This is a genomic window from Clostridium pasteurianum BC1, assembly GCF_000389635.1.
Taxonomy (GTDB): Bacteria; Bacillota; Clostridia; order Clostridiales; family Clostridiaceae; genus Clostridium_I; species Clostridium_I pasteurianum_A.
In genome coordinates, this window is record NC_021182.1 from 4913189 (window position 1) to 4939513 (window position 26325).

The 26325-nt window shown below is 30.1% G+C and carries 23 protein-coding genes and 1 pseudogene; 5 read left to right on the forward strand and 19 right to left on the reverse strand.

All coding sequences use genetic code 11. From position 1 onward, the window contains the following. Positions 1–54: 54 nt before the first annotated feature. The 4 genes from CLOPA_RS22840 to CLOPA_RS22855 all read right to left on the reverse strand — a co-directional run bounded on the left by CLOPA_RS22840 (position 55) and on the right by CLOPA_RS22855 (position 4737). A complete protein-coding gene (locus CLOPA_RS22840; RefSeq protein ID WP_015617779.1) occupies positions 55–1341 on the reverse strand; it encodes an adenylosuccinate synthase in 1287 nt (428 codons plus the stop codon). 33 nt (positions 1342–1374) lie between these two features. Next, positions 1375–2781, reverse strand: coding sequence for an NAD(P)/FAD-dependent oxidoreductase (locus tag CLOPA_RS22845; protein WP_015617780.1), 1407 nt, complete (start codon positions 2779–2781; stop codon positions 1375–1377). A gap of 209 nt (positions 2782–2990) precedes the next feature. Beyond that, entirely contained in the window at positions 2991–3536 is a 546-nt protein-coding gene (locus CLOPA_RS22850) for an NADH peroxidase (protein WP_015617781.1), read from the reverse strand. A 265-nt stretch (positions 3537–3801) separates the two neighbouring features. After that, positions 3802–4737, reverse strand: a complete 936-nt coding sequence (locus CLOPA_RS22855; RefSeq protein ID WP_015617782.1) for a dipeptidase — start codon at positions 4735–4737, stop codon at positions 3802–3804. A gap of 257 nt (positions 4738–4994) precedes the next feature. Between CLOPA_RS22855 and CLOPA_RS22860 the strand changes: the two genes are divergently transcribed. After that, complete coding sequence (locus CLOPA_RS22860; protein ID WP_015617783.1) at positions 4995–5237, forward strand: AbrB/MazE/SpoVT family DNA-binding domain-containing protein; 243 nt, start codon at positions 4995–4997, stop codon at positions 5235–5237. An 81-nt stretch (positions 5238–5318) separates the two neighbouring features. Here the strand turns inward: CLOPA_RS22860 and CLOPA_RS22865 are convergent, their stop codons facing one another. The 8 genes from CLOPA_RS22865 to CLOPA_RS22900 all read right to left on the reverse strand — a co-directional run bounded on the left by CLOPA_RS22865 (position 5319) and on the right by CLOPA_RS22900 (position 15949). Further along, positions 5319–6650: a vWA domain-containing protein gene (locus CLOPA_RS22865; protein ID WP_015617784.1), complete on the reverse strand. Its 1332-nt coding sequence runs from the start codon at positions 6648–6650 to the stop codon at positions 5319–5321. A gap of 6 nt (positions 6651–6656) precedes the next feature. Continuing rightward, the gene (locus tag CLOPA_RS22870) at positions 6657–7802 is read right to left on the reverse strand and encodes an AAA family ATPase (RefSeq protein WP_015617785.1); all 1146 of its coding nucleotides are present in this window, start codon (positions 7800–7802) and stop codon (positions 6657–6659) included. Positions 7803–7813: 11 nt separating this feature from the next. Then, entirely contained in the window at positions 7814–8575 is a 762-nt protein-coding gene (locus tag CLOPA_RS22875; protein WP_015617786.1) for a hypothetical protein, read from the reverse strand. A gap of 253 nt (positions 8576–8828) precedes the next feature. Next, positions 8829–10730 (reverse strand): PTS fructose transporter subunit IIABC, encoded by a 1902-nt coding sequence (locus tag CLOPA_RS22880; RefSeq protein ID WP_015617787.1) that lies wholly within the window; start codon positions 10728–10730, stop codon positions 8829–8831. Between the two features lie 352 nt (positions 10731–11082). Next, a complete protein-coding gene (gene pfkB / locus CLOPA_RS22885; protein ID WP_015617788.1) occupies positions 11083–11997 on the reverse strand; it encodes a 1-phosphofructokinase in 915 nt (304 codons plus the stop codon). 597 nt (positions 11998–12594) lie between these two features. Further along, a complete protein-coding gene (locus CLOPA_RS22890) occupies positions 12595–12810 on the reverse strand; it encodes a LexA family transcriptional regulator (RefSeq protein WP_041711066.1) in 216 nt (71 codons plus the stop codon). A 287-nt stretch (positions 12811–13097) separates the two neighbouring features. Continuing rightward, positions 13098–14606 (reverse strand): nitrogenase component 1, encoded by a 1509-nt coding sequence (locus tag CLOPA_RS22895; protein ID WP_015617790.1) that lies wholly within the window; start codon positions 14604–14606, stop codon positions 13098–13100. A 5-nt stretch (positions 14607–14611) separates the two neighbouring features. After that, the gene (locus tag CLOPA_RS22900; RefSeq protein ID WP_015617791.1) at positions 14612–15949 is read right to left on the reverse strand and encodes a nitrogenase component 1; all 1338 of its coding nucleotides are present in this window, start codon (positions 15947–15949) and stop codon (positions 14612–14614) included. Between the two features lie 614 nt (positions 15950–16563). On the opposite strand from CLOPA_RS22900, the gene CLOPA_RS22905 reads away from it, so the two are divergent. Next, positions 16564–17259, forward strand: coding sequence for a LysR family transcriptional regulator (locus CLOPA_RS22905; protein WP_015617793.1), 696 nt, complete (start codon positions 16564–16566; stop codon positions 17257–17259). A gap of 279 nt (positions 17260–17538) precedes the next feature. Here the strand turns inward: CLOPA_RS22905 and CLOPA_RS22910 are convergent, their stop codons facing one another. Further along, complete coding sequence (locus CLOPA_RS22910) at positions 17539–18120, reverse strand: TetR/AcrR family transcriptional regulator (protein WP_015617794.1); 582 nt, start codon at positions 18118–18120, stop codon at positions 17539–17541. Positions 18121–18320: 200 nt separating this feature from the next. On the opposite strand from CLOPA_RS22910, the gene CLOPA_RS22915 reads away from it, so the two are divergent. The 3 genes and pseudogenes from CLOPA_RS22915 (at position 18321) to CLOPA_RS22925 (ending at position 20999) form a co-directional block, all read left to right on the forward strand. Further along, positions 18321–18956 carry a flavodoxin family protein gene (locus CLOPA_RS22915; RefSeq protein WP_015617795.1) on the forward strand — a complete coding sequence of 212 codons (636 nt, stop codon included), beginning with the start codon at positions 18321–18323 and terminating at the stop codon, positions 18954–18956. A 14-nt stretch (positions 18957–18970) separates the two neighbouring features. After that, a complete protein-coding gene (locus CLOPA_RS22920) occupies positions 18971–20155 on the forward strand; it encodes an MFS transporter (protein WP_015617796.1) in 1185 nt (394 codons plus the stop codon). A 50-nt stretch (positions 20156–20205) separates the two neighbouring features. Further along, a pseudogene (locus tag CLOPA_RS22925) lies at positions 20206–20999 on the forward strand (nitroreductase family protein). A 72-nt stretch (positions 21000–21071) separates the two neighbouring features. Here the strand turns inward: CLOPA_RS22925 and CLOPA_RS24625 are convergent. The 6 genes from CLOPA_RS24625 to CLOPA_RS22950 form a co-directional block, all read right to left on the reverse strand. Next, positions 21072–21251 (reverse strand): hypothetical protein, encoded by a 180-nt coding sequence (locus CLOPA_RS24625; protein WP_242834246.1) that lies wholly within the window; start codon positions 21249–21251, stop codon positions 21072–21074. A 257-nt stretch (positions 21252–21508) separates the two neighbouring features. After that, a complete protein-coding gene (locus CLOPA_RS22930) occupies positions 21509–22021 on the reverse strand; it encodes a ferritin family protein (RefSeq protein WP_015617797.1) in 513 nt (170 codons plus the stop codon). Positions 22022–22817: 796 nt separating this feature from the next. Next, positions 22818–23669, reverse strand: a complete 852-nt coding sequence (locus CLOPA_RS22935; protein ID WP_015617798.1) for a transporter substrate-binding domain-containing protein — start codon at positions 23667–23669, stop codon at positions 22818–22820. A 59-nt stretch (positions 23670–23728) separates the two neighbouring features. Next, a complete protein-coding gene (locus CLOPA_RS22940; protein WP_015617799.1) occupies positions 23729–24475 on the reverse strand; it encodes an amino acid ABC transporter ATP-binding protein in 747 nt (248 codons plus the stop codon). 28 nt (positions 24476–24503) lie between these two features. Beyond that, positions 24504–25184 carry an amino acid ABC transporter permease gene (locus CLOPA_RS22945; RefSeq protein ID WP_015617800.1) on the reverse strand — a complete coding sequence of 227 codons (681 nt, stop codon included), beginning with the start codon at positions 25182–25184 and terminating at the stop codon, positions 24504–24506. Then, the gene (locus CLOPA_RS22950) at positions 25165–25827 is read right to left on the reverse strand and encodes an amino acid ABC transporter permease (RefSeq protein WP_015617801.1); all 663 of its coding nucleotides are present in this window, start codon (positions 25825–25827) and stop codon (positions 25165–25167) included. The genes CLOPA_RS22945 and CLOPA_RS22950 overlap by 20 nt, the downstream gene beginning before the upstream one ends. Between the last annotated feature and the right edge of the window lie 498 nt (positions 25828–26325).

Below are 26325 nucleotides of genomic sequence, written 5' to 3' on the forward strand. Positions count from 1 at the left end.
ACTAATAAAGTACATTCTTATTAGTATTAATTATAATATATAAATATTATACAATTATATTTCACTAACTACAATAGTTTGATCTCTTCTTGGTCCCACTGAAACTATGGAAATTTTTGTATCTGTTAGTTCTTCTATTCTCTTTAGGTAAATTTTAGCATTATCAGGAATCTCATCATAGGTTCTTGCAATTTCTATGCTGTTATCCCAACCATCAAATTCTTCATATATAGGTTTACAAATAGCTAAATCTTCAAGACTTGCTGGTACATAATCTATAATTTCACCATTAATTTCATATCCAACACATACTTTTATTTTATCTATTCCAGCCAAAGTATCTATCTTAGTTACCGCAAAACTCGTAAGCCCTGAAACTCTTGCTGCAGATTTTAGAATTACAGTATCAAGCCATCCACATCTTCTAGCTCTACCTGTAGTTACACCATATTCATGACCTTTATCTCTTATATGTTCTCCCATAGAGTCAAAAAGCTCTGTAGGGAAAGGACCTTTTCCTACTCTTGTTGTATATGCCTTGGCAATTCCTATAGCGCTATTAATCATAGTAGGTCCTATACCTGCTCCAGTACATACTCCCCCAGCAATTGTGCTGGAAGATGTAACAAATGGATATGTTCCATAGTCTATATCCAATAGATTTCCCTGAGCTCCTTCAAAAAGCACTTTTTTGCCTTGTTTTATCTCATTGTACACTCTTACAGAAGCATCAGCTACAAAGGCTTTCATTCTATCTGCATAATTTATGTATTGTTCATATATAGCATCAAAGTCAAAGGTATCCATATCGTATATTTTAGATAGAACAGCATTTTTATCAGCTATATTTTCTTTAAGTTTTTCTTTAAATACTTCTTTGTGCATTAAGTCGCATACCCTTATTCCACTTCTCTCAGCTTTATCTGTATAACAAGGGCCTATTCCCTTTCCTGTGGTACCTATGTCATTTTTACCTCTTACTTTTTCTTTAGCACCATCTAAAGCTCTATGATAAGGCATTATAAGCTGTGCTCTGTCACTAATTAATAATTTTTCAGGGGTAACCTTAACTCCCAAATTTTCAAGATATTCTATTTCTTCAAACATAGCTTTAGGGTCTAAAACTACACCATTGCCAATAACATTAAGCTTATCTTCATATAATATACCTGATGGTATAAGATGAAGTTTATACTGCTTATCTCCTACTTCAACAGTATGACCTGCATTATTTCCACCTTGAAATCTAACAACTACATCTGCTTCCTCTGCAAGATAGTCTGTCATCTTACCTTTACCTTCGTCTCCCCATTGAGCTCCTAAAACAATAAATGCTGACATAATAATTCCTCACTTTCCCCTTGGGTTAAATATTTAACTCTGTTTTGCTATATTTCTAGCAACTATAACACCTGTAACGGATGCCTGCATAAGCCCTCTTGTAATTCCAGCTCCATCACCTATAGTATATAAATTTTTTATTTGTGTCTCAAATTTATCATTTGTTTCAAACTTACTTGAATAAAATTTTACTTCAACTCCATATAAAAGAGTATTTTTACTATATAAGCCTGGTGCAATTTTATCAAAAGCTTTTAAAGCTTCTACTATTGAAGTTAAGTGCCTTTGTGGAAGCACAAAACTTAAATCACCAGGTACTGCTGATTTCATAGTTGGTATAGTTGTTGATTTTTTAAGCCTCGATTCACTTGTTCTTCTTCCCATTAACAAATCACCAAGTCTTTGAACCATTATTCCTCCGCCAGTTAGCATATTACCAAGCTTTGCAATATATTGACCATAGTCTATTGGCTGATTGAAGGGTTCAGTAAAAGTAGTAGAAACAAGCATAGCAAAATTAGTATTATTTGTCCTTAATTCCTTTTCTCCATAACTATGGCCATTAACTACTGCCATTCCTTCATCGTAATGCTCTTCTGACACTACTCCACCAGGATTCATACAAAAAGTTCTAACTTTATTTCCAAAGGTATCCGAATAATAAACAAGTTTTGCTTCATATAAATCTTTAGTTAAATGATCCATAATTGAGTTTGGTACTTCAACTCTTACTCCTATATCAACAGCGTTATTCGTAGTCTTTATATTAAGATTTTTTGCTTCCTTTGTAAGCCACTCTGCCCCACCTCTACCAGGCGCAACAACTAAGTTTTTAGTTTCAATTTTAAATTCTACGGATTTATTTTTTATATTTATTCCCTTAACCTTACCGTTTTCAACTATTATATCTGTGGCTTCTGTTAGCTCTTCAAATTCAGTATTAGTATTTTCCATAAGGTGTAGGTACATTTTTTTCAAAACTTCATATGCCAGTTCAGTACCTAAATGTCTTACAGGACACTCAATAAGACGAATATTATGTTTACTAGCTTCATATTTTATCTCATCTACTCTCTCAGTATTTAATCCGTAAACAGTCTTACTAGCACCAAATTTTAGATATATATCATCACAATAATTTATTAATTTTTGAGCTTCTTCTTCTGAGTAATAGTCTAAAATTCTTCCACCAACTTCTGGGCTTAAGGATAGTTTACCATCGGAAAAAGCACCTGCCCCTGACCAGCCAAAGGTTATGCCACAAGGATTACAGTTTACACATTTACCAGTCTTTCTCGCAGGACAAACTCTCTTTTCAATACTTCTTCCTCTATCAATTATTAAAACACTTAATTCTGGTTTGATTTTTGTAATTTCAATTGCTGTAAAAATCCCTGCGGGACCAGCGCCTACTATAACAAGGTCATAATTATTTTTCAACTCATATCCCTCCCTTTAACATATTAGCAGAGCAATGTAAACTAGTCAATACAACTTACGAATATTAATACAAGCTTAAATTATATAGTTCGTATTGGATATTAAAAAAATAACAGGACAAAGATGCTAGTTGTTTCTTTAAAGATTCCTTAAACATCTGAAAATAAAAAAATGGCCTCCTCTTTAATTGAGAAAGCCATTTTTTATTTTTATTTAAAATATCTGTTTAATAATCCTTTAAAAGCTTTTCCGTGACGAGCTTCATCCTTACACATTTCATGTACAGTGTCATGAATAGCATCATAATTAAGCTTCTTAGCTAAAGTTGCTAATTCTTTTTTACCTTTGCAAGCACCATATTCTGCTTCTACTCTGACTTCAAGATTCTTTTTAGTATCAGCTCCTACAACTTCTCCAAGAAGTTCTGCAAACTTAGATGCATGCTCTGCTTCTTCAAAAGCTATTCTCTTATAAGCTTCTGCTATTTCAGGATATCCTTCTCTATCAGCTTGACGGCTCATAGCAAGGTACATACCTACTTCTGTACATTCACCAGTAAAATTAGCTCTTAAACCTTCTACTACTTCTGCATCTACGCCAGCTGCAATTCCAATTTTATGTTCATCTGCCCATTCTTCTTTATCATCAGTTTTTTCTATAAATTTATCTCTTCCTGCACCACATTGAGGGCATTTTTCTGGAGCTTCAGCTCCTTCAAATACGTATCCACAAACTGAACAAACAAATTTTTTCATAACAAATTCCTCCTAAAATTCTATTTATATTTTATTTAATTTTTATTAAGTTCAAATGGCAATTTCATCGCCAACAGTTATTATTATATAATAATTATTATTATTAATCAAGCACTTTTTATAAATTTTTCTAATTAGTTTTCTATTAATCTTAAATTGATGGAAAAATTCATGAAATCATCTATAAGCTTTAATTATTATATTTGTAAGAACATCAGCCTATGAAAGCTATTTAGTGAAGTTACTACAACGATTATCTTGCAAACTAAATGTCTTTTATAATTCTTAAAGCATTTTTATAAAATATCTTTTCTATATTATCTTCACTAAAGCCGCTTTTTTTAAGCTTATCTTGAAGTTTATACATCTCTGATGTATCTTTGATTTCAACTTCACATTCTATTCCATCAAAATCACTACCCAACGCTATTACGTCTATTCCCCCTACATTATAAATGTGTTTTATATGAAGGAGCATATCGTCAATTTTACTAATACTACTTTCTCCTAAAAATCTATTATAAAAATTTATGCCCATGATTCCACCTATATTTGATAACTCTTTTATCATAGAATCTGTTAAATTTCTTGGATGAGCGGTTATAAATCTTGAATTAGAATGAGATGCAACAAAAGGTCTCTTAGATAACCTCAATACATCATAAAATCCTTTATCAGAAAGATGTGATACATCGATAATCATATGAAGTCTATTCATTTCCTCTATGACTTGGTAACCAAAATTTGTTAATCCTTTTCCCATATACTCTTTTTTAGAATTTGGAAATCCTATTTCATTGGGATAGTTCCAGGTCAAAGTCATAAGCCTTACCCCTAACCTATAAAAATTTCTCAGGTTATAGAGTTCACCTTTTAAAACTCCACCTTCCTCTATGGTTAAAAATGCAGATAATTTATTTTTCTTCTTATTATTTATTAATTCATCATAGGATTTTACAAGAGCTATTGAATCCTCATTTTTTTTCATCTCCATATAAAGCTTATCTAACATACTAAGACAATACTCTAAAGGGTCTTTCACGTGTTTTAAATTTAAAAACAGAGCAAAAAACTGAGCTAAATTATCTCCATTTTTTAATTTTTCAATATCTATGCTAAAATTATTTGACTTTAGTTCTGACATTTCTCTGTTATCCATAAGTTTTGAGATAGTATCACAGTGAAAGTCTATTACCTTCATTTTTATACCTCCAACTAATAAAAATCTTTCATTATATATTATAGCACTAATAATAATAGATCTTTATTCATATTATCGACTTATTTATTATGATATACTATATATTTGTCGAAAACTATCGAGTGATTTAAAGAAATTCTAAATTATTTATTATACATTTATACTTTCCATCAAAAATTACTTGACTTTATACTTAATGCTTGATATCATTTAATTAGTTAATAAGTCGATTTTTGTTATTTAAGGAGGATCTTGTGATGAAGTCAACAGGAGTTGTAAGAAAAGTAGATGAATTAGGTAGAGTAGTTATTCCAATAGAATTAAGAAGAACATTAGAAATAGGTGAAAAAGATGCTCTAGAGATATATGTAGAAGGTGAACATATAATCCTTAAAAAGTATCAACCAGCTTGTATTTTCTGTGGAGATGCAAGAGATGTTATAAATTACAGAGGAAAAAATATTTGCAAAAATTGTATGGCTGAATTAAAGAATGATTAATCTAACTTTAAGTTAGACATAACTTGTCCAATATAAAATCCCCCTGTAATATTATAGGGGGATTTTATATTGGACAAGTTATTATTTAGCCCATTCACTTCTTGTATCTCTCATAGCCTCTCGAATAAGATCATATCCATTAGCTGTCTCTTTTTTATCTATTGAATTACTTAATTTAACTACTATTCCTATTTGTTTTTCAATAGAAAGCTCTTGATCCGTTCCTGTTAGTACCCAAATGGTATTATAATTATAGGGTAAAATTTTAAGTTCTTTTTCTCCTAACCCATCTGTAAAAAAAATTAGAACATAATCCTTAAGTCTTTTATCATATATATATTGAAATACTGGCGAAAACTTAGTTCCTCCTTTAGTATTAACCTTTTCTTTCACATCTTTTATACTCTTTACTTTATATATTCTTCTTATTTCACTATCACATTCTATTATGAATATATCAAAAGGATAATTTTTAACTATTGAAAAAATTTCTGTCATTGAATTTTCTATTTCCTTATCAGACATACTTCCACTAATGTCAATGGCTATTAAAATTTTTACTATCCTATTTGATAATTTTCCTCTTAAATCTAATCTCTCAGGCTGTCTTCTATCTCTTCTTGTTATAGTTTTTTTATGACCTGCTGGAATTACACCAATACTTCTCCTAAGATAATCCTTCCAGCTTATTTCTGGAACCTTATTAAGGGACTTCATAAGAATATCTATACTTTCAGGTATTTTGCCTCTGTAAGCATTAGCTGCCGTTTTTTTTATTATTTCATCCATTTGTTCTATATTGACATCTTCATTCATATCTTCCCAAATTTCATGCACCTTTGAAAAATCCTGCTCAGATTTATTATCTTTTTTAATTTTCTTATCTAGAGCCGCTTGTATTTTAGCTGCATACTGCTCCATGGTCTGTTCTTCTTCAAGATCTATATTATAAGCTAATTTCACATTTTCAAGTTTTGCTGACCAAGAAGGTAAATACATTAAATACTGATTTATAGATATATCCATTGCAAGATTAATGGCAAGCTGACTATATTTGTATTTTAAATTTTTTGCTCTTTCATAGTGCTTACTCATGATATGATATACCTCATGTTTAATGAGAGCTTTCATTTCCTTTAAAGTACATTCTAAAAACATAATTGGATTAAAATACATGGAAAAATAAGTACCAGATAACTTTGTTTCTACAGCAGTGGAAAGCTTAAAATTTATTTCCCGTTTGCATTGAATAAGAAATAATCCAAAAAAATTATCTTCATCCTTCATAAGCGATAAATTGCACATTTCTATTAATTCTAAAAAATCTTTATTAAATTTTTCCGAATTATATTCCCCTGTCTGTGTTTCTCCATACAGTCGCTTTCTTAATATTTCAAAATTATTTTCTTCCATATCCCCCTACTCCTTAAAATCACCATATATAGAAAAAAAGCCTTCGATAAAATTTTTATTCATTAAAAAGTCTTCATAAATATTATCTGCATAGCTTTCTTTTAGCTCTTTCATTATAGCTAATTTTAAATCTGCTGGATAGTACTGAAGCAATTTAGAAAATATATCTATCTCCTGTATTTTATTATTACTATTCTTTATATGTTGAAAAACATTTTTAGCTATTAAATATAACCTTGAGTGATTTTCTTTCTTTATTTCCTCTATAATTTCTGACTTAAGTGTACTTTCTAAAAATATTTGCTCGGCAGTGATAAGAGACCTTTTATTGTTATTTATAAAATTCATAAATTCCTGCGCTATACTGCTTCCCACATTACCTTTTATCACATTATAAATAATATTTTTAGGTATCTTTTCACCTTTATTCAAATATATTCTGTATACATTTGATACCCTTTCCCAACTTCTTGGCGTTGCTTTAACCATTTCTACCGAACTAGGAGTATGTAGATATTCAGGGAAAGTAGAAACAAAATTAAGTATATCCTCATGAATATTTGTAGTCTCCCCTACCTTTTCCATTCCCCAACTAATCCAGGCTTTTGTGTCAGATTCTACTTCTATCCAGGTAAAACGATCTTCCTGGGCTGCATCCATATCTATTACCTGATAATCAGTATTATTGTATTCTCCATACTTGTTAGAAGGATTCATAGCGGCTACTACTTTTACCTGATCAGGTATTTTAAAACCGTTTATTTCTCTATTAAGTATTATATTCATAAGTTCCTGTTGTACACTGTGCTCACAGCGATTTATTTCATCTATAAACAATATTATGGTTCTACCTGGATCTTTACTTAAAACTCTTTCTATTTCTTGAAGCTTTATATGAACAGCATAAACAGTTCTCTTAAGTTTAATATCTCCTCCATTTACATGTACTAAATAATCTTCCACTGTAGGAAGTCCCCCTATTTCACCCTCTTTTAACATATTTCCATCTATATTAATATTATAATAATTATTACTTTTACATAAATTCTTTACAATAGTAGTCTTACCTATACCACTTTCTCCTATAAGCAGCGGAACTGCACCACTTTCTATAACCAATTCTACACACTTTAATGCATCATTAAAATTCATGCTAATTCTCCTTAATACGATAACTTATAGTCAACAAAAATTCTTTTTGCCTTTTCGCTGCCATAATCATGGATAAAACTTAATTTATCTATAGTTAGTACATCACAATTGATAAATTTTAAAACATATTCTCTATCTATATTTTCGCTTTTAAATTTATTTTTAAGAATTTCTTTTGCCCATTCTACATCAATTCTGCTTCCTACATATTTAATTATATCCACATTATCCTCTAAAAAGATTTTCATACCATCTTCATTTATATTTTCTATATAATTAATAGCTTCCGCATTTTCAACTATGGCCTTCCTTTTTACCTGCATCGTAGGATTATCTATATATTTTAATGCTCCAAAATATTTTGAAACTGCTATTAACTGAATTCTCTCCGATGGACTTTTTATATACTTTATGGCATCCCAATCTTTTTTTACTGCAATTTCCTTAATTTCCTCTGTTGAATTTTTTATATATTGAAGGGCCCATCCCTTTATTGATACAGCTTTTTTTAAAACTTTATCTGAGGGACTTTTTATAAATTTAATGGTATTCCAGGCACCCTCTACAGCAAATATACTCATTTCCTCTGTTGGATTTTTTATATATTCAATAACCCATACATTGTTCTTAAGAGCTGTCCACTGAACAGTTACAGATGGGTTTTCTATAAATTTCAATACATTTCCGTTATCCTTAACTGCTTCTAGCTGAATCTCCTCCGATGGATTTTTTATATTTTTAATATAATAGGGATCTTTGCGTATAAGTTCCATAATATATCACCTCTTACATATCACTTTTCCATTATTATAGCATAGTTTTAATTTTAAAAAAGAGACCGTACAGAGACTTATATAAATTAAATCTCTGTACGGTTTCTTTTATTCTTTCCATATTAGCAACTGTACTACTCCGCTTCTAAAGCCAAAAATAGCAGCGGCACGTCACAGGATAATTCATCTAAACTTAGTAGGAATGCAAGCTCTCCCACTAAATAAGATCCATTGATTGTATATAAAATTTTTACTATGCTTCAACTTCATCAGTTTTGATAGGCTTTTTTAATATTCCAAGTAACAAGCAAGTTACTACAGCACCAATTGCAATAGATAGAATATAAAGCAGCGGATTTCCATTTACTATTCCAACTACGAATATTCCACCATGCGGTGCTGGCAAGCCTATGTTAAATAATAGTGAAAGTCCACCAGCTACTGCTGATCCAACAATTGATGCTGGTATTACTCTAGCAGGGTCTGCTGCCGCAAAAGGTATTGCTCCTTCTGTTATGAAACATAATCCCATTATATAACAAGTCAAACCAGAATCTCTTTCCTGCCTAGTAAATCTATTTTTAAAGAAGGTAGTAGCCAATGCAATTCCAAGAGGAGGTACCATTCCACCGGCCATAACAGCAGCATGTGGATGATAGTTACCAGCACTTATCATAAGAATACCAAAAGTAAAGGCTGCTTTGTTTATTGGACCACCCATATCAATAGCTTCCATTCCACCTAAAACTAAACCAAGTAAAACTCTATTAGCTGTTCCCATAGAACTCAATACATGCTGTAACCATAGGTTAAACGCTGTTACAGGAGCTATTATTACTATAAACATTATGGCACCAGTAATAAGTATTCCAAGCAGTGGATAAATTAAAACCGGTTTTATACCATCAAGGGACTGAGGTAATTTTGCAAATAGCTTTTTAAGTAACACTACTACATAACCACCTAAGAAACCTGCAATTAATCCGCCTATAAATCCTGCACCATTGTTAGCTGCAATAAAACCACCCACCATTGCCGGTGCAAATCCAGGTCTATCTGCTATACTCATACCGATAAAACCTGCAAGTACAGGCACCATAAGTGCAAATGAATTCGTAGCACCAATATCATGAAGTAATTTTGCTATATAATTATAACTTGGATCCTTAGGATCATAAGCTTTTATTCCGAACATAAAGGATATAGCTATTAGTATACCTCCACCTACAACAAAGGGAAGCATATTTGAAACACCGTTCATAAGATGTTTATAGAAACCACCCTTTTCACCACCAGAAGATGATGATTTATCACCGCCGCCTTCATGTTTATATACTGGCGCATCTCCATTTAGTGCTTGTGTTATAAGTTCTTCAGGTCTTTTTATTCCCTGGACTACAGGAACCTGAATTACCTTTTTACCATTAAATCTAGCCATTTCAACTTTTTTATCTGCTGCTACAATTATACCAGAAGCCCTATTTATCTCGTCCTCTGTCAATCTGTTTTTTACACCTGTAGAACCATTGGTTTCTACTTTTATGTCTACTCCCATTTCTTTAGCCTTATTTTTCAAGGCATCTGCTGCCATATAAGTATGTGCTATACCTGTAGGGCAAGCAGTTACAGCTAATACTAAACCTTTAGATCCTTCTGATTCTTCTACAACAGAACCTTCTGAACTTTCTTCTTCTAATTTTTCTTCCTCTTCACTATCAATTAGACTTAAAACCTCATCCTCTGACTTAACTTCAAGAAGCTTTGCCTTGAAATCTGGATTCATAAGCATTGTGGACAATCTTGATAATGTTTCTAAATGGGTATTGTTAGCCCCTTCACTTGCTGCAATCATAAAAAATATATTAGCTGGGCTTCCATCTAGGGAATCATAATCTATACCTTTAATAGATCGGCCAAAAGCAAGGGCTGGTGTCTTTACTGCTGCTGTTTTAGCATGTGGTATAGCTATTCCATCTCCAATACCTGTTGAAAATTCTGATTCTCTTTTTAAAATAGCATTTTTATAGTCTTCTTTATTGTTTAATCTCCCAGCACTATCGAGCTTATTTACTAATTCGTCAATTACTTCTGCTTTTGAACTAGCTTTAAGATCTAGAATGATAGTGTCTTTCTTTAAAAGTTCTGTAATTTTCATTTTCTTCCTCCCATATTATGATTACCTCACAAAAAGTATATTTAATAAAAGATATATACTATGTATTGCCAAGATTTCACATTGAAGCCACTATAGATGGTATAGTGAAAATTAGTCTATAACTTTCTGTGGTTTAACCATATTATATAATTAATATATAAACATTATTCTCTTCAATTCTTTGTATACTTTTATATAATGAGAAAAGAATAATGGATTAAGATATATTAAAATTATTACTACATTATTTTCACCAAATTAACTACATTGTCCATAAAAGGTTTACACAAATACTTAAAATTATAAAAATCCTTTATCCATAAAGTATTTTTATAATTTGCTCTATAGAAAATTATGATAACTTGGTTACGATTACTTGCGGTAAATAATGTTCTACATCTTCTTTTTTACATAAGTCTTTTGAAAATGCCGTTGCACTTCCAGAAGTTGCACCCCATCTAAATGATTCTATTATATCTGGATTTTTAGAATAATTTGCTAGAAAACCTGCAATTACCGAGTCTCCTGCTCCTACTGAATTTTGTACAGTTCCTTTAGCTGGTGAAGCATGATAAACTCCATTATCAGTAATTAAAAGTGCTCCTTTTTCTGCCATAGAAATAATTACATTTTCAGCACCCATTTCTCTAAGCTTTTGGGCATATTTTATAATATCGTCTTTTTTATCAAGAACTACGTTAAATATTTCACCTAATTCATGATTATTAGGTTTTATTAAAAATGGTTTATTTTTTAATGTAGCAACCAAAGCATCCCCTGTAGTATCAACAATAACCTTAACCTTATTAGATGCACATTTTTCCTGAAGTACAGAATATATATCTCTCGGTACTGAACTTTGTACATTCCCAGATAACACCAAATAATCATCACTACCTAATTTACTAATTATTTTAAATAGTTTTTCAAGATCTGCTTCAGTTATGCCTGGTCCACCGCCGTTAATTTCTGTTTCTTCATTTGATTTAAGCTTAACATTTATTCTTGTGTCACCTGAAACCTGTATAAAATCAGTATCTACACCTTGAGCTTCTAAGGAATCAATTATAAATTTACCTGTAAAACCTCCAATAAAACCTAGGGCCTTACTTTTTATTCCAAAGTTATTTAACACTCTTGAGACATTTATACCTTTTCCACCAGCAAACTTCTCTTCGCTGACCACTCTATTAACCTTTCCTGGTTTGAAGTCATTTACATTTATGACATAATCTATTGCTGGATTAAAAGTCACTGTATATATCATTTTTTATTCACAACCTTTACTATTGTTTTTATGATTGTCATACAATTATCATAATACAAAATCAATCAATAAACAACACATATGATCAAATTTAATCATATTTTTTTATAAAAATTTGAATCCTATTGATTTTTATTGTTAATTTTAACAAGTTTTCCTTTATTTTTTAACTATTTAATAAAATGCTAATAATATATTTTTGTTACATTAAAAACAGTATTAGTATTTTTTGTCATCTCAATTATTATATCCAATACTTGCTTTAAGGATACCTCATTATTAATGGATATACCCATATTAAATATAATATTTTTTTATTTCATCCATTTGCTTTGATTTTTCTTCCAAATTTAATCACAACTTATATACGATTTTGAAGGTTTATATTTACGACACTATTTTTCAATAAATATAATTTTATTACATAAATCTTGTCTATTTTGATTTTACACATTTATTTAATAGAATTCAATAACTAATTCCTATATCTAATTCATGACATTAAATGATATAGGTAATAATGACTTTACATAAGTTAATTGGATTAAACTTCAAAAAAATAAAACCAAGCAAAAATAAATCAACTTGGTTTTTTATTTATATACGTTTTAATATTTGAATTGTTGTAGGGCACCCGTTTACACTGGAAATGTATCCTTTTGCCTCAATATCTTTTACAAATGAATGCACTAATTTAGCAGAACTTAATCCAATCTTTTCTCCCAGTTCCCTCACTGTTGGAGCATATTTATGCTTATCCATGTATTCTTGTATTAATTTCAACCCTTTTAATTGTTTTTCTGTCAATACCATAGTATCCGTAAAACCACCCCATTAAGTTTTATAAATGTAAATTTATACCATAATTATATAGAACATTAGTTCCAGTGTCAAGTGAATTTTTTATAAATAAAATTTACTGAACAAGACTTCAGCTATTAATTATTCCATAAAATTTTTGAATATTCATTCCATATTTTGTAAATACTTATATTATAATGAGGTGATACTGTGAAAAAACAAATTTATTTTAATATTGATATAATAATAGTTTCAATATTATTTGGAATTGCATATATGCTCATATTTAATTTAATTGTTTAGTCTTTTATATATGCAAATGGATTTTTATCATACCATTCTTTTTTATAAGGTAAACTTGTATTCTCAGATAGTCTATGCTGAAAAGAAGAATTTTTTAATAATCTTGTCATCCTTCTTGCTACTTCAAAAGCACCTTTATATCCAAAATAATTAAATGATCCTCCAAATAGAGGTAAGGATGGCACTCCAAGCTTAGATACCCATACCCCGGCTCCTGCATGAGTTAGACATATATCTGGTTTGTCTCTATTTATTATATTAATTAACTCAAAAGCTTGATTTGGTGCTACACTTACATCTACCGATGGAAATTTCTCATTAAATTTTGTATAAAGTTCAGTACTTAAACTGTCATAATGGTGGGCTCTAACTGCTATGACCTCACAGCCTAATTCATCAAGAAGCATAGCATCAGATACTACCCTTATTATACCTCCAGTTATCAGCACTCTTTTCCCTTTTAAAACTTTTCTAAAAGGCTCTATTGCTGAAAAAACTTCTTGTTCCTCTGCAGCAATTACTTCTTTTGCTTTTTCTTCTAAATTCAGCTGTTTTGCCACCTCTATAAACCATTCACTTGTATTTTTTATACCCACAGGCATATTGTGAATAAAATATGGAGTACCAAACCTCTCCTTTAAAAACGTTAAAAAGTAGTCATCGTGAACATTACAAAGACTTATATTTAAAGCTGCTTCTGACAATTTTCTAAAATCATTAGGATGAGCAAAATTCGGAAAAACCCTTACTTTAAGACCTAATGTCTCTAATAATCTTATGGTCTCTACCTCGTCAGGATAGGTCAGAGAACCAAAATTGAATAGGTTAACAATTTTAGATTTTTTATAATTAATTTCTTCCAATTGGAACTTTCCACTGTTTCCTTTTGTATTATCTAATAAATTTGGAGACAAATCCAAATTTCTACCCACTCCATGGTAATAAGTATCATAGGCGTTAGCAACTACTTGAGATTTAATTCCCTCACAGTGCATTGGCATTATTTTTGCATTCACAGTCTCTTGTGTACTTCTTACCACCTCATCAATATCATCACCAATCATACTTGGTGAACAGGTATTCATAACAATAATGGCTATTGGTTTATAACGTTTATCAGCCTCCAATATGGTTTCTCTCAGTTTAGCTTCTCCTCCATTAATAACATCTTTCTCATTGAGATTAGTAGATAACCATATTAAAGGCTTAGGAACTCCACCCCTAGCTTTTGTTCCAGACCTAACTTGAAAATCCGATGAATGAATTTGTGATCCACAACCTACAGGACCATGAATTATAAATATAGTATCTGGCATTGTAAGAGCCATTCCCAGTACTAAACCTAGCTGACAGGCAGTTGCCTGAGAAAAACTTCTTTTTTTATTCTTTAAGCACCCCTCTTTAGCACAACCTAATAATTCACAAGTGCTGCCACCAAAGGCACTCCCCACAAAATTCAATCTATGTTCACGTTTAGGAGCAACTTTATTATCAAAATAGCTCATTTAATCTACCTCCCTGTAAAGATAACATCTAATAAATCTTCCACTAAATGCAGCCCGCCATTATATCCTGCGTATCCTCTGTCTAATATTGCTCTATTTAATATTGGATAACTTACACTTAATATTTTTGCACCAACTTTATTAGCAAAATCTTTTTCCCAAGAACTACCTAGTATAAATAGAGGTGAAAGAGCATCATGGTATTTTTCAGATTTTTGCACTTCAATAATATTTGTTAAATGCTCTTCAATTTTTGAAGCATCTGTTTGATATATTAATTTAATTTCTTTATCAACATTAAGCTTTTCAAATCTATCATTTAAAACTGCTTTCTGATTATCATCAAGTTCATCTGTTATTACTGAAAATTTAGGTATCCATCCCAAATCTTCATATAAAAATTTTGTTATTGATAGGGTATTATTTGCATTTCCTACAACTATAGCATAATGTTGAAAATCCGAATCTGCATATACATCCGATATTCTTTCAATATACTTATAATAATTTTCATTTTCCTGCTTTATTAAAGCTTCCACTTTTTTATTATCTATCTCTAATAGCTTAGAAATATCTCTTAAAAATTCTGCTGTAGCTGTGGGGCCTATTGGAATCTCACTAACATAATAAGGTATGCCATGCTTTTCCTTAAAACTTTCTGCAACACTAATTCCATAGGTCCTTGATAAAACAATATTTAATAATGCTCCTGATGCATTTCTTAAATTATTTATGGTTTGATCATTAGTAAAAAAAGTATTTACTTCTAGTCCCAGCTTCTCTAATAATCTTTTAATTTCAACTAAATCCCCTCTAAAAAAAGGATCACTAGCTGGAATTAATCCAAAAATATTTACTAAATTTTTTCTTTTCTTTGTGTTTTCATTTGAGTAGTCATTAAATAATTTTTCTAATACTCCTTCATACCCATTATATGAATTTCCTCTAAATCCCCCTGTTTCTATTGATAATATAGGAATTTTTGAATCTTTAAAATTTCTAAGAACTGCTTCCACATCGTCTCCAATTATTTCTGTCATACATCCAGTTGTCACTAAAAATAAATCTGCATCAATCATTTCCAGAGTGGTTTCTATCTGCTCATTTAATCTGGAAGATCCTCCAAACACAATATCATTTTCAGTTATACCTGAAGTAGGCACTGAACTGCCTCCACAGTATCCCGATCCCCAAAATCCGCTGCCTCCCATATATGCACCAAAAAGATTTGCTCCACACCCGGATGTAGCATGAACTATTGGAACTACTCTTGGTAATGCACTAATAGTACTTAAAGCACCACCAAGAGCACAGGAAAACCTAGGCCTTTCAATATATGTCATTTACATATCCCCCCAATTTATAGTCTTTAACTAAATTAAAAATCTGTAATTTATTTCCCAATATACTATTTTTAATATGTTTAATGTAAAACCTTTACATTATATAGTTAGTATTTTTTATGGGATAACAATACTTTATTCTAAAAATAAAAAAACTAGAAACCTCACTAAGTCAAATTTAGTGAGAATCTAGTCTCCAGTTTTCTGGTTAACAATTATGAATGCCCCATTATACCAATATGTTTATTATATGTTGGTATAATAATTTTGTCAATAAATCTTTTATATTCTACAAAAGATTTTTAATAAATTTATCACATTTTATTTCTTTTTATTTTGCTCTTTTCAATCATCATCATAAGAAGTTTATCCTTATTACATTGCCAGTTTCTGCACCACTCTTAATACCTATGCCTTTTTCAGCCAGCTTATTATTTCCTTCTTTCAGTAATTTACCAAGCATAAAATACCTCCTTGTTTAATTCCATTATAAGATGATCATAATCGTTAATTATCTTAAATTTTTTTATCAATTATGATCATATCTAAATTATATGTTATAATACATAATAAATAAAATTGATAATATTTATACTATACATGAGGTGAAATTCATGGCACTTTCTCAAATAGAAGTCTTTATTAAGGTCATTGAAAATAGAAGTTTTACAAAAGCTGGAGAAGAACTACATATGAGTCAATCTGCTGTTAGTCATTCTATTGCACTTATGGAAGAGGAACTTGGTTTGCCATTGATTATACGTGATAAAAAACAGGGAGTAATGGTATCTGATTTTGGGGCACGTGTTTTAATAGCAGCTAGAAATATTTTAAAAGAGGTATCTCAAATTAAACAGGCAGCAGCTATGGAAAAAGGTCTTGATATAGGAACTATTAGAATTGGCAGTTTCCCAAGTGCTACTGCTCGCTTGCTACCCAAAATAATTTCTAGATTTAAAAAACAATATTCTGGTATAGATATTCTACTATTTGATGGGGATAATCAAGAAGTTTCAGAATGGCTTTCCAATGGAGTTATTGACATAAGTTTTACAGCCAAATTAGAAAAATCTAATAACATAATTCCTTTAACCAAGGACAAAATCTTTGCAGTTTTACCAAAAAATCATCCGCTGCTAGAACTTCAATCAATTCCCATTTCAGAATTCTCAGATATTCCATTTATCATGCCCAAAAGTGGTTGTGAACCTCTTATTATGGGAATTTTTAATAGTGAAGGGCTGTCTCCATCTGTGCAAAAATTTATTTTAATGAGTCAACAATTGTTTGGATTAGGAGAAAATTTATAGCAAAAGAACTTATTTTCCAGCATTATAAATCATTAAGTATTTCTTTTAAAATCAGAACTCTCTTTACATGTAATAGTATTGCCAATATACATACTAAAGGTATTAATAAAAAAAGGCTTAACTGCTTTTTTAGTTAATGAACAATATAAAAAGATTGCTCATCAATTGCTGTACAGATAGCCTATTCTTTTATATATTTTGGTTATTTAATTAAATATTTATAATTGTTTATGCTATTTATTTGGTTTACTTGGCTTACATTGAACCTTTTTAGCTTTTCTAAGAATTTATCTTGATTCCTTCAAATACATAGTTTATCAAGTTTCTTACAAAAATATCATCAAGTACTTCTCCAGTTATCAATAATCTATAGAATACAGGCCCCCAAATTAAATCAATACTTAATTCCATATTCAGGTCTTTTCTTAATTCTCCTCTTGAAATTCCACGCTCTAAAATTTGTTTTGAAATACTTCGGCGAGGCTTAAAATATGCTTTACGATATATATCAGCGAGCTTTGGATCAAACTGTCCTTCAGCTATTATTTCAGTAATTACATTTCCCTTTCTGCTCATTAGAAATTTTACAAAATTATTGACTTGAATGAACATATCATCAATAGTTGACCCTGTATCAGGTATTGGAAGCTTCACATTAGTAGCATTTAAGAAACCATCTATAACAACAGCAGCTTTATTTGGCCACCATTTATAAATAGTAGCTTTGCTAACTCCAGCTCTTTCAGCAATCTTTTCAACGGTTACTGCTCCAAATCCATTTTCTATTAATAAATCATATGACGCATTAAGAATATCTGTTTTTGTTTTTTCACTACGAGGGCGTCCTAATTTTTTATCCATTGTAAATTATACCTCCTGTTATATTAAAAATGTATTTTAAAACTATACGTATATTATATATTAAAAAAACAAAAAAATATACTTTACAATACTAAACGTTTAGTATATTATATATATAAACTATACGTTTAGTATTGTCTACAGGAAATTGAAATTATTATAGTGTAAAAAAATCAAGGTTATAAAGGGAGGAATTTTTAATGAAAGTTGTAGCTTTTAATGGAAGTCCTGCTAAAGCAGGAAATACCTATCATGGAATAAAAATAGTTATTGATGAACTTGAAAAAGAAGGTATAGAAACAGAAATAATTCATGTAGGAAATAAGTCTATTAGAGGATGTATTGCTTGTAAAAATTGTACAAAAAATAAAAATGGAAAGTGTGTTATTACTACTGATCCAGTTAATGAATGGATTGAAAAGATGAAAGAAGCTGATGGAATAATTTTAGGGTCCCCTGTTCACTATTCATCCATTGCTGGAGCAATGAAATCATTTTTAGATAGAGCTTTTCGTGTGGCAGAAGCCAATGATAGCATGTTAAGACATAAGGTTGGTGCAGCAGTTGTAGCAGTAAGACGTGCAGGTGGAATTCCAACCTTCGATCAGTTAAATAACTATATTAATCATTCTGAAATGCTTATACCAACTTCAAATTATTGGAATGTTATTAACGGGACAGCACCAGGGGAGGCAATGCAGGATGAAGAAGGGATTCAAATAATGAGGATACTTGGTAAAAATATGGCATGGCTTATGAAGCTTATTGAAAATGGTGAAGGAATTGTAAAGAAGCCTGAAATGGAAACAAAAATATTTACTAATTTTATTCGTTAAAGGGGTGGAGTATTATGGAAAGCTTAAATAATAATTTTGTGGAAAATAAACCTGTACTAAATAATTTATTGATTATGGTTATGGCTATAGCTTGTGGGCTCACTGTAGCAAACTTATATTATATACAGCCATTGCTGGCAGATATAGCTAAGACATTTAATGTCAGTGAAACTAGTGTGGGCTTTGCAGCAATGCTTACACAAATAGGATATGCAGTTGGGATGATATTTATATTACCCCTTGGAGACATAAAAGAAAGAAGAAATTTAATAACTATAATGCTTTTATTTTCAATACTATCTCTTATAAGTATGTTTTTCTCTCATAATATATTAATGGTTATAATTTCTTCTTTTGCAGTTGGATTTACTTCAATTATTCCTCAGCTTATTATACCTTTGGCTGCTCAGTTATCAGATCCAAAGGAGAGAGGTAAAATAATAGGCACAGTAATGAGTGGTTTATTAATTGGTATATTAGTATCACGTACTTTTAGCGGTATTTTGGGTGGATACTTAGGATGGAGAATAGTATATATTATTGCAGCAATTATGATGATAATTCTTATGATAGCTTTAAGAAAACTAATACCAGTAAGTAAACCTGTTTCTAACATTAAATATACTGAATTATTAAAATCAATGTTTCATTTAATAAAAAAGGAACCTGTTTTAAGAGAAGCTTCTATTAATGGAGCCCTGATGTTTGCAGCTTTCAGTGCATTCTGGACATCACTTATATTTTTACTTGGAAGCTCTCATTACAACATGGGCCCCCAGGCAGCGGGTTTATTTGGATTAGTTGGAGTCAGCGGTGCTTTGGCAGCTCCTTTAGTTGGAAAAACGGCTGATAAGAAAGGTTCTAGATTTGTTATAGGAATATGTTTAGTTGTTATAATAATTTCTTATATATTCTTTCTTCTATTTGGATTTAAAGTATGGGGATTGATTTTAGGAGTTATATTACTTGATTTAGGAGCCCAATCAGGTAATGTTTCCAATCAAACCAGAGTGCATTCTTTAAATGAAGAAATGCGTAACAGAATTAATACTGTGTATATGGTAAGCTTTTTTCTAGGAGGAGCATTGGGTTCTTTTCTAGGATCTTATAGTTACGCACACTTTGGATGGTATGGAGTTTGTATTTTTGGAATAGCAACTCAAATTATAGCAGCTATTGTTCATAAAACTGCAAAATAATTTTATTGATTTAAATTTCATCAGAGATTATTATTGGGAGGAATAAGAAAATGAATTTAATAAATGTAGATAAAGAGAAATGTATCAAATGCGGAATTTGTGTAAAGGAGTGCCCCGTGCAAGTATTGAGAATTGGGGAAAATGGCCCAGAAGATATTTGCCCCGAAAAATGTATTGCCTGTGGGCATTGTGTAGCTGTCTGTCCAAGAGAAGCTATGGATAATGTAAAAACACCCTTAGTCAATCAAAAAAGTTTCCAAAATTAAGTCCTGAAGAAGCAGAAAATTTTCTTCGTTCAAGACGTTCAATACGATCTTATAAAGAAACTTCAGTTCCAAGAGAAAAGTTAGTAGAGCTTGTTAATATTGCCCATTTTGCTCCTAGTGGACATAATCTACAAGGCGTATCCTATATTATCATAGATGATAGAAAAATACTTGATAAAGCTGTTAAAATTACTGCCGAGGAATTAAAAAATGATAAAGTTTTGAGTGAAAAATTTGATGATTTTATTAAAGGGTATACTGAAAAGGGAGTAGATACTATTTTAAGAGGAGCACCTAGTCTTGTTCTGGCAATTGCGGATGCAGATTTCCCAAGAGGGAGAGAAAACACCATTTTTTCACTGGCATATATGGAGCTGTATGCACCAACTCTTGGATTAGGCTCATGCTGGGCAGGTGTATTTGAAAGGATTGCTCTTAAAGACAATTCTCCAATGCTTGAGTTATTTAATATACCTAAAGGTAAAAAAATAACTGGAGCTGTTATGGTAGGCTACCCAAAATATAATTATCCTAGATTAGTAGAGAGAAGCCCATTGAAATTTGATTTTTTATCATAAATAATTAATATAATTATCATTAAAATAAAGACAAAGTAAAATAAAAAAACATTTTTACTTTGTCTTTATTTTTTAACCTAAATTGGACTGCAAAAAAACTTCTTTCTTCTGCTCTTCTATAATTACTATATATCTTAAAGTTTGAGATTTTGAACAATGATTGAATATATCCATAAGTAACTCCAAAGATGTACCATTTTGATATGCATGATAACCAAAAGTATTACGTAATGTATCTATAGTTATAATCATTAACAAGTAAATAAGCAATATATACGTTGTTTACATAGAAATGACTATATATATAAATAAAAGTTTCTTGTTGTATATAAGGGTAGTATAAGAATCCTTGTTAGATAGTAAAAGTGAGTTTCCATAATATAGTATTTACTTTCTGTAGTACGTATAAAGAAAAACCCGAAATATCAACGCTTTGATCAATTTATCAAATTATAAAAATATATCACCGGCAAGTTAACGAAAAAAATGGTAATAATTTAATATTTTTTTTATTCAAGACCGTTATATTTATCTGTATCATATTTTAATAATAGCTGTGTTAAATGCTCGGCATGCCCCTTTTCTTCATTAATTATTGAATACAATGCATAACGGACATCATTATAGGGGATACTAGCTAACTGCTGTTCATATAGGATAACAGCTTCAAATTCGCCTTTTATGTCGTCTCTTACATTATTTAAGATTATCTGTTTATCGTAGTTTGGTGTATATGTTTGCATAGGTGACTTAGGGCCTAATTTATTGCCAATATGATCTTTATATGCTTGATATTGTAATGGGTCATATTTACGAAGCAATGAAAGAATCATACCATAGTGTTTTTTTTCATCTCCCATGATACTTTTCCAAGCTGCATTAATGTCTTCCATGTTTGAATTTGCAATATGGTCAGCGTAACCGTTTATCGCATCAATTTCAGCTATTAATATCTCCCTTAATTTATTTGTATTACGTATCGCAATTCCTTGTGGTTGGCCATATGGATTAGTGTAACTCATTTATTTTATACCTCCTATATTGGGGCTTACTTAAATTGGTAAACTGTTTTCATAATATATTATTCATTAATGTTCAATTACATTCATGCTATATATAAAAACTACCCGAAACATAGGTTGGTACTTTAACCAAAAAAAATAAAATATAAACTGCATTCGCCAAGTCTTACTTCCGGAGTTGTGTAGAAAAGAAATATTTTAATTGGTAATCGCTACTTTATGCAAACTGCAGGAAATAGCCATTAAGTACGCTTTATATTACAATGTTGAATTAACACTTCAATTATCTAATACATAAATAGTATAATAAATTTTATGTATTATCAACTAATATTTGGAATACTATGTAAATATATCTATTATGTTTATAGAATAGTAAGAGAGTATTGCCTTTAAGTGTAAAAGTACTAAATACTAATAATACTATAATAAAATATATAATAAAAATACAAGGGTTACAAGTTATTATAACTTGTAACCCTTGTATTTTACTGGTGCTCCTGACAAGATTTGAACTTGCGACCTACTGATTACGAATCCTAGAAAGTAGTTTTTACTGGATTATTTATAGTTATATATTGTTATATTCTATAAGCACTTACACTCATTAACGTTATATCTGGTATCATGAAATTATATTATTATAACTAGATAAATTCGACATAAAGAAACTCCTCCTTGTAATAATTTGGTGTTTAGCCTTTCTGAATTATTGCCAAGAAGGAGTACTCTTTATTGGGTTTACACAATTTTTTCTACAGAACCTAAATACAAAATTTGTATTATTTATTTTTATTTATTTTGTTTTTCCACCTTCGACTACAATTTGATCAGCAGTAAAATCTGCTGGGAAACTTGACTTTAATGTATTATCAAAATCTTTATGGAAGAATTGTTCATCGTTTAATTTACCTTTAATTAAACCATTTACATAGTCTAATAATTCTTTATTTCCCTTTTTAACAGCACCAGCTATATAATCTTTATTGCCTAATTCTTTTATACCAACTACATAACCTGGATTCTTTTTTGCCCATGAAAGTAGTAATGTATTATCTTGTGCAAAAGCACTTGCTCTACCAGAAACTAAAGCTTGATAACCATCAGTAATTGCATCTATCTTTAACAATTTTACATCTGGGGAATTTTTAGAAAAATATCCATCTGCTGTGGTTCCTGTATTAACAGCTAATGTTTTACCCTTTAAATCATCTACAGAATTTATAGGTGCTTTTTCACTAGAAACCACACCTATAGAAACTTTTTCATAAGGTAATGTAAAATCTACACTTTTAGCTCTATCATCTGTAACTGTAAAATCTGCAAGCATTAAGTCTACTTTACCTGTTTGCAAATAAGGTATTCTGTTAGCTGGGTTCATAACTACCCAAGTGATTTTATTTTCATCGCCAATCAATTCCTTTGCAATTCTTTTACCAAGTTCTACATCATAGCCTTTAAAACTTCCATCAGCGTCTTGATAGCAGAAAGGTGCATCATCTGAAAAAATACCTATTTTTATTGTACCTGCATTCTTAATTGCCTCTAATGAACCAGGTGCAGCATTTATTTTTTTGCTTGGATTTGAAGAACAACCTGTTAGTCCTACTAACAATACAAGACAAATTGTCATTAAAATTTTTTTCATTTTATTCTCTCCTCAATTATAAATTTTATATAAAATATTAAAAATATTTTATTACATTATTACAGTAAATAGTCATCAGATAAATTTAAAAATCTTCTTGCTTCAACAGTACTTGGAGAATGAAAGAATTTATCTGGTGTATTCATTTCTATAATTTTTCCATTTTCCATAAATATTATTTTATCAGCTACTTTTTCTGCAAATGCCATTTCATGTGTAACCACAAGCATAGTAAGCCCTTGCTTTCTTAGTCCTTTAATTACATCTAAAACTTCTCTTACCATTTCTGGATCTAATGCAGCAGTAACCTCATCAAACAATATTATTTCAGGATTCATGCAAAGAGCCCTGCAAATAGCTATTCTTTGTTTTTGTCCACCAGATAGTTCTCTAGGATAAGCTAATTTTTTTTCTAATAAACCTACTCTTTCTAAAAGTTTTAAAGCCTCTTCTGTAGCATCCTCTTTACTTCTTTTTTCTACCTTCATAGGACCTAAAATAATATTATTTAAAACATTCATATGTGGAAAAAGATCATAGCTTTGAAATACCATTCCTATTTTTTTTCTTATTTCGCTCCAATGTTTATATTTAGCATTAGGTTTTGTAATTAAGGTTTCATTTAAATATATTTCTCCACCATCAATTTGTTCTAATCCATTAATACATCTCAAAAGTGTTGATTTCCCACAACCAGAACGACCTAATATAGCAATTACTTCGCCTTTTTCTACATCATAACTAAAATCATTAAGCACAGTATTCTCTTTAAACGATTTTTTTAGATTTTTTACTCTTAACAGCATATCTTTTCCCCTTATGTAAAAATTCTTTTTATAATATTGAAACTTTTTTCTCTAAATATTTTGAAAATAATGCTAAAGGATAACAAATAATAAAGTAAATAATTAGTAGGAAAAAGTACATAGTTAAAGATATATAACTATTAGGATTGTTGTTATATACCACCTGTATAATGTTTTGAGAAACTTTTAATACCTCTGGAACACCTATTAAAAAAACTAAGGTAGTAGTTTTTATAAGACGAGTTGCCAAATTAACTATAGATGGTGTAATTCTTATTATTATTTGTGGCAAAAGTATATATAAATACATTTGCATTTTTGTAAATCCTAAAGCAACACTTGATTCAAACTGACTTATCGGTAAACTTTTTATATAACTTCTTACTAAATCACCTATTTCAAATGTACCCCACAATGTGAAAACTACAATTGATACAACTATATTATCAGTTTGTACATTAAAAATATAAGACACGCCGAAAAAGAATACAAACAACCAAATTATAGGGTGAATTAATCTAAATGCTTCTAATAATATTCTTAATACAACATTAATTATTTTATTTTTAGAAGTCATAATTACACCAATTATAAATCCTAAAAAAATAGATAGTATTAAAGCAATAATACATATTTTTATAGTTAAGACAAAACCACCTATTATCCTTGGAAAAGCTTTTATTATATAATCAATGCCCAAATTCTGCAAAGCGCACCTTCCTTTCTACTATAGAAAACACATAAGACATTGGTATTAAAATAACTAAATAAGAAATAATCATCATTATAATAACAGGAATAATCAAGTCTGAGCGTAAACTTATAATAGCAAAAGCTTGATAAACTATTTCTGGCAGCAAAATTATTTTCATAGCAGAAACTTCTTTAGTTAAAAATATAGCATTGTTGTTTATAGCAGCAATGGAAATGGAAATTGATTGAGGCAAAATAAGATATCTTATAGTATCAAATTTTGATAACCCTATTGCCATTGCAAGTTCTTTTTGATTTTTTGAAATTGCTTTTATACCAGAATAAATAGCTTCACACATGTATGCACCTCCTAAGAGAGAAAGCACTATTACAGAACAAACAAAACTATCTAACCGCACAAATATTTTAGGTAACCCGAAAAAAATAAAGTAAGCTTGTATTAATGAAGGTGTATTCCTAAAAAATTCAACATAAATGTAGATAATAGTTTTTAATACAGGTATTTTATAAAATAAAGCTATGCTACATATTAATCCTATAATAAAAGCTATTATAATAGATAAAAATGCCACCTCTATTGTTACCAGTGAAGCTTTTACAAATATACTAACTAAATCAAAAATATTGTTTATCTCCATATAACCTCCTAAATAACATATTCATAACTCCTCAGTTTTGAAATAAAAAAACTCCTGCCTCTAATACAGAGGCAGAAGTAAACTTCCACTGTTCCACTCTATTTATCATTCTTAATTTAATATAAGTATGTTTGACACATAAATGTCTCAACGCTATAACAGGCGTACCTGATGAATTCTACTCTTAGTTTCCTATGCATGGCCATAAGACTATTTCGAATTCAATACTCAAAGATGCAATTCACTTATTTCCTCCTTAGTTTTCTTACACCATATGAAAACCTCTCTTCACGTCACCAATAAGTTACTCTTCTCGTCATCGTATTTGATAATCTATATATAGTATTACTATTTGTATAGTATGTTTTATATTGTAATTAAAAATTTTAACTTTGTCAACTATATTTTGTAAATTTAAATCATCACCACCCGTAAAACCTGTGGTATTCTAAATACAATTAAAAACCTCGTAATCTATTGATATTACATGGTTTATCT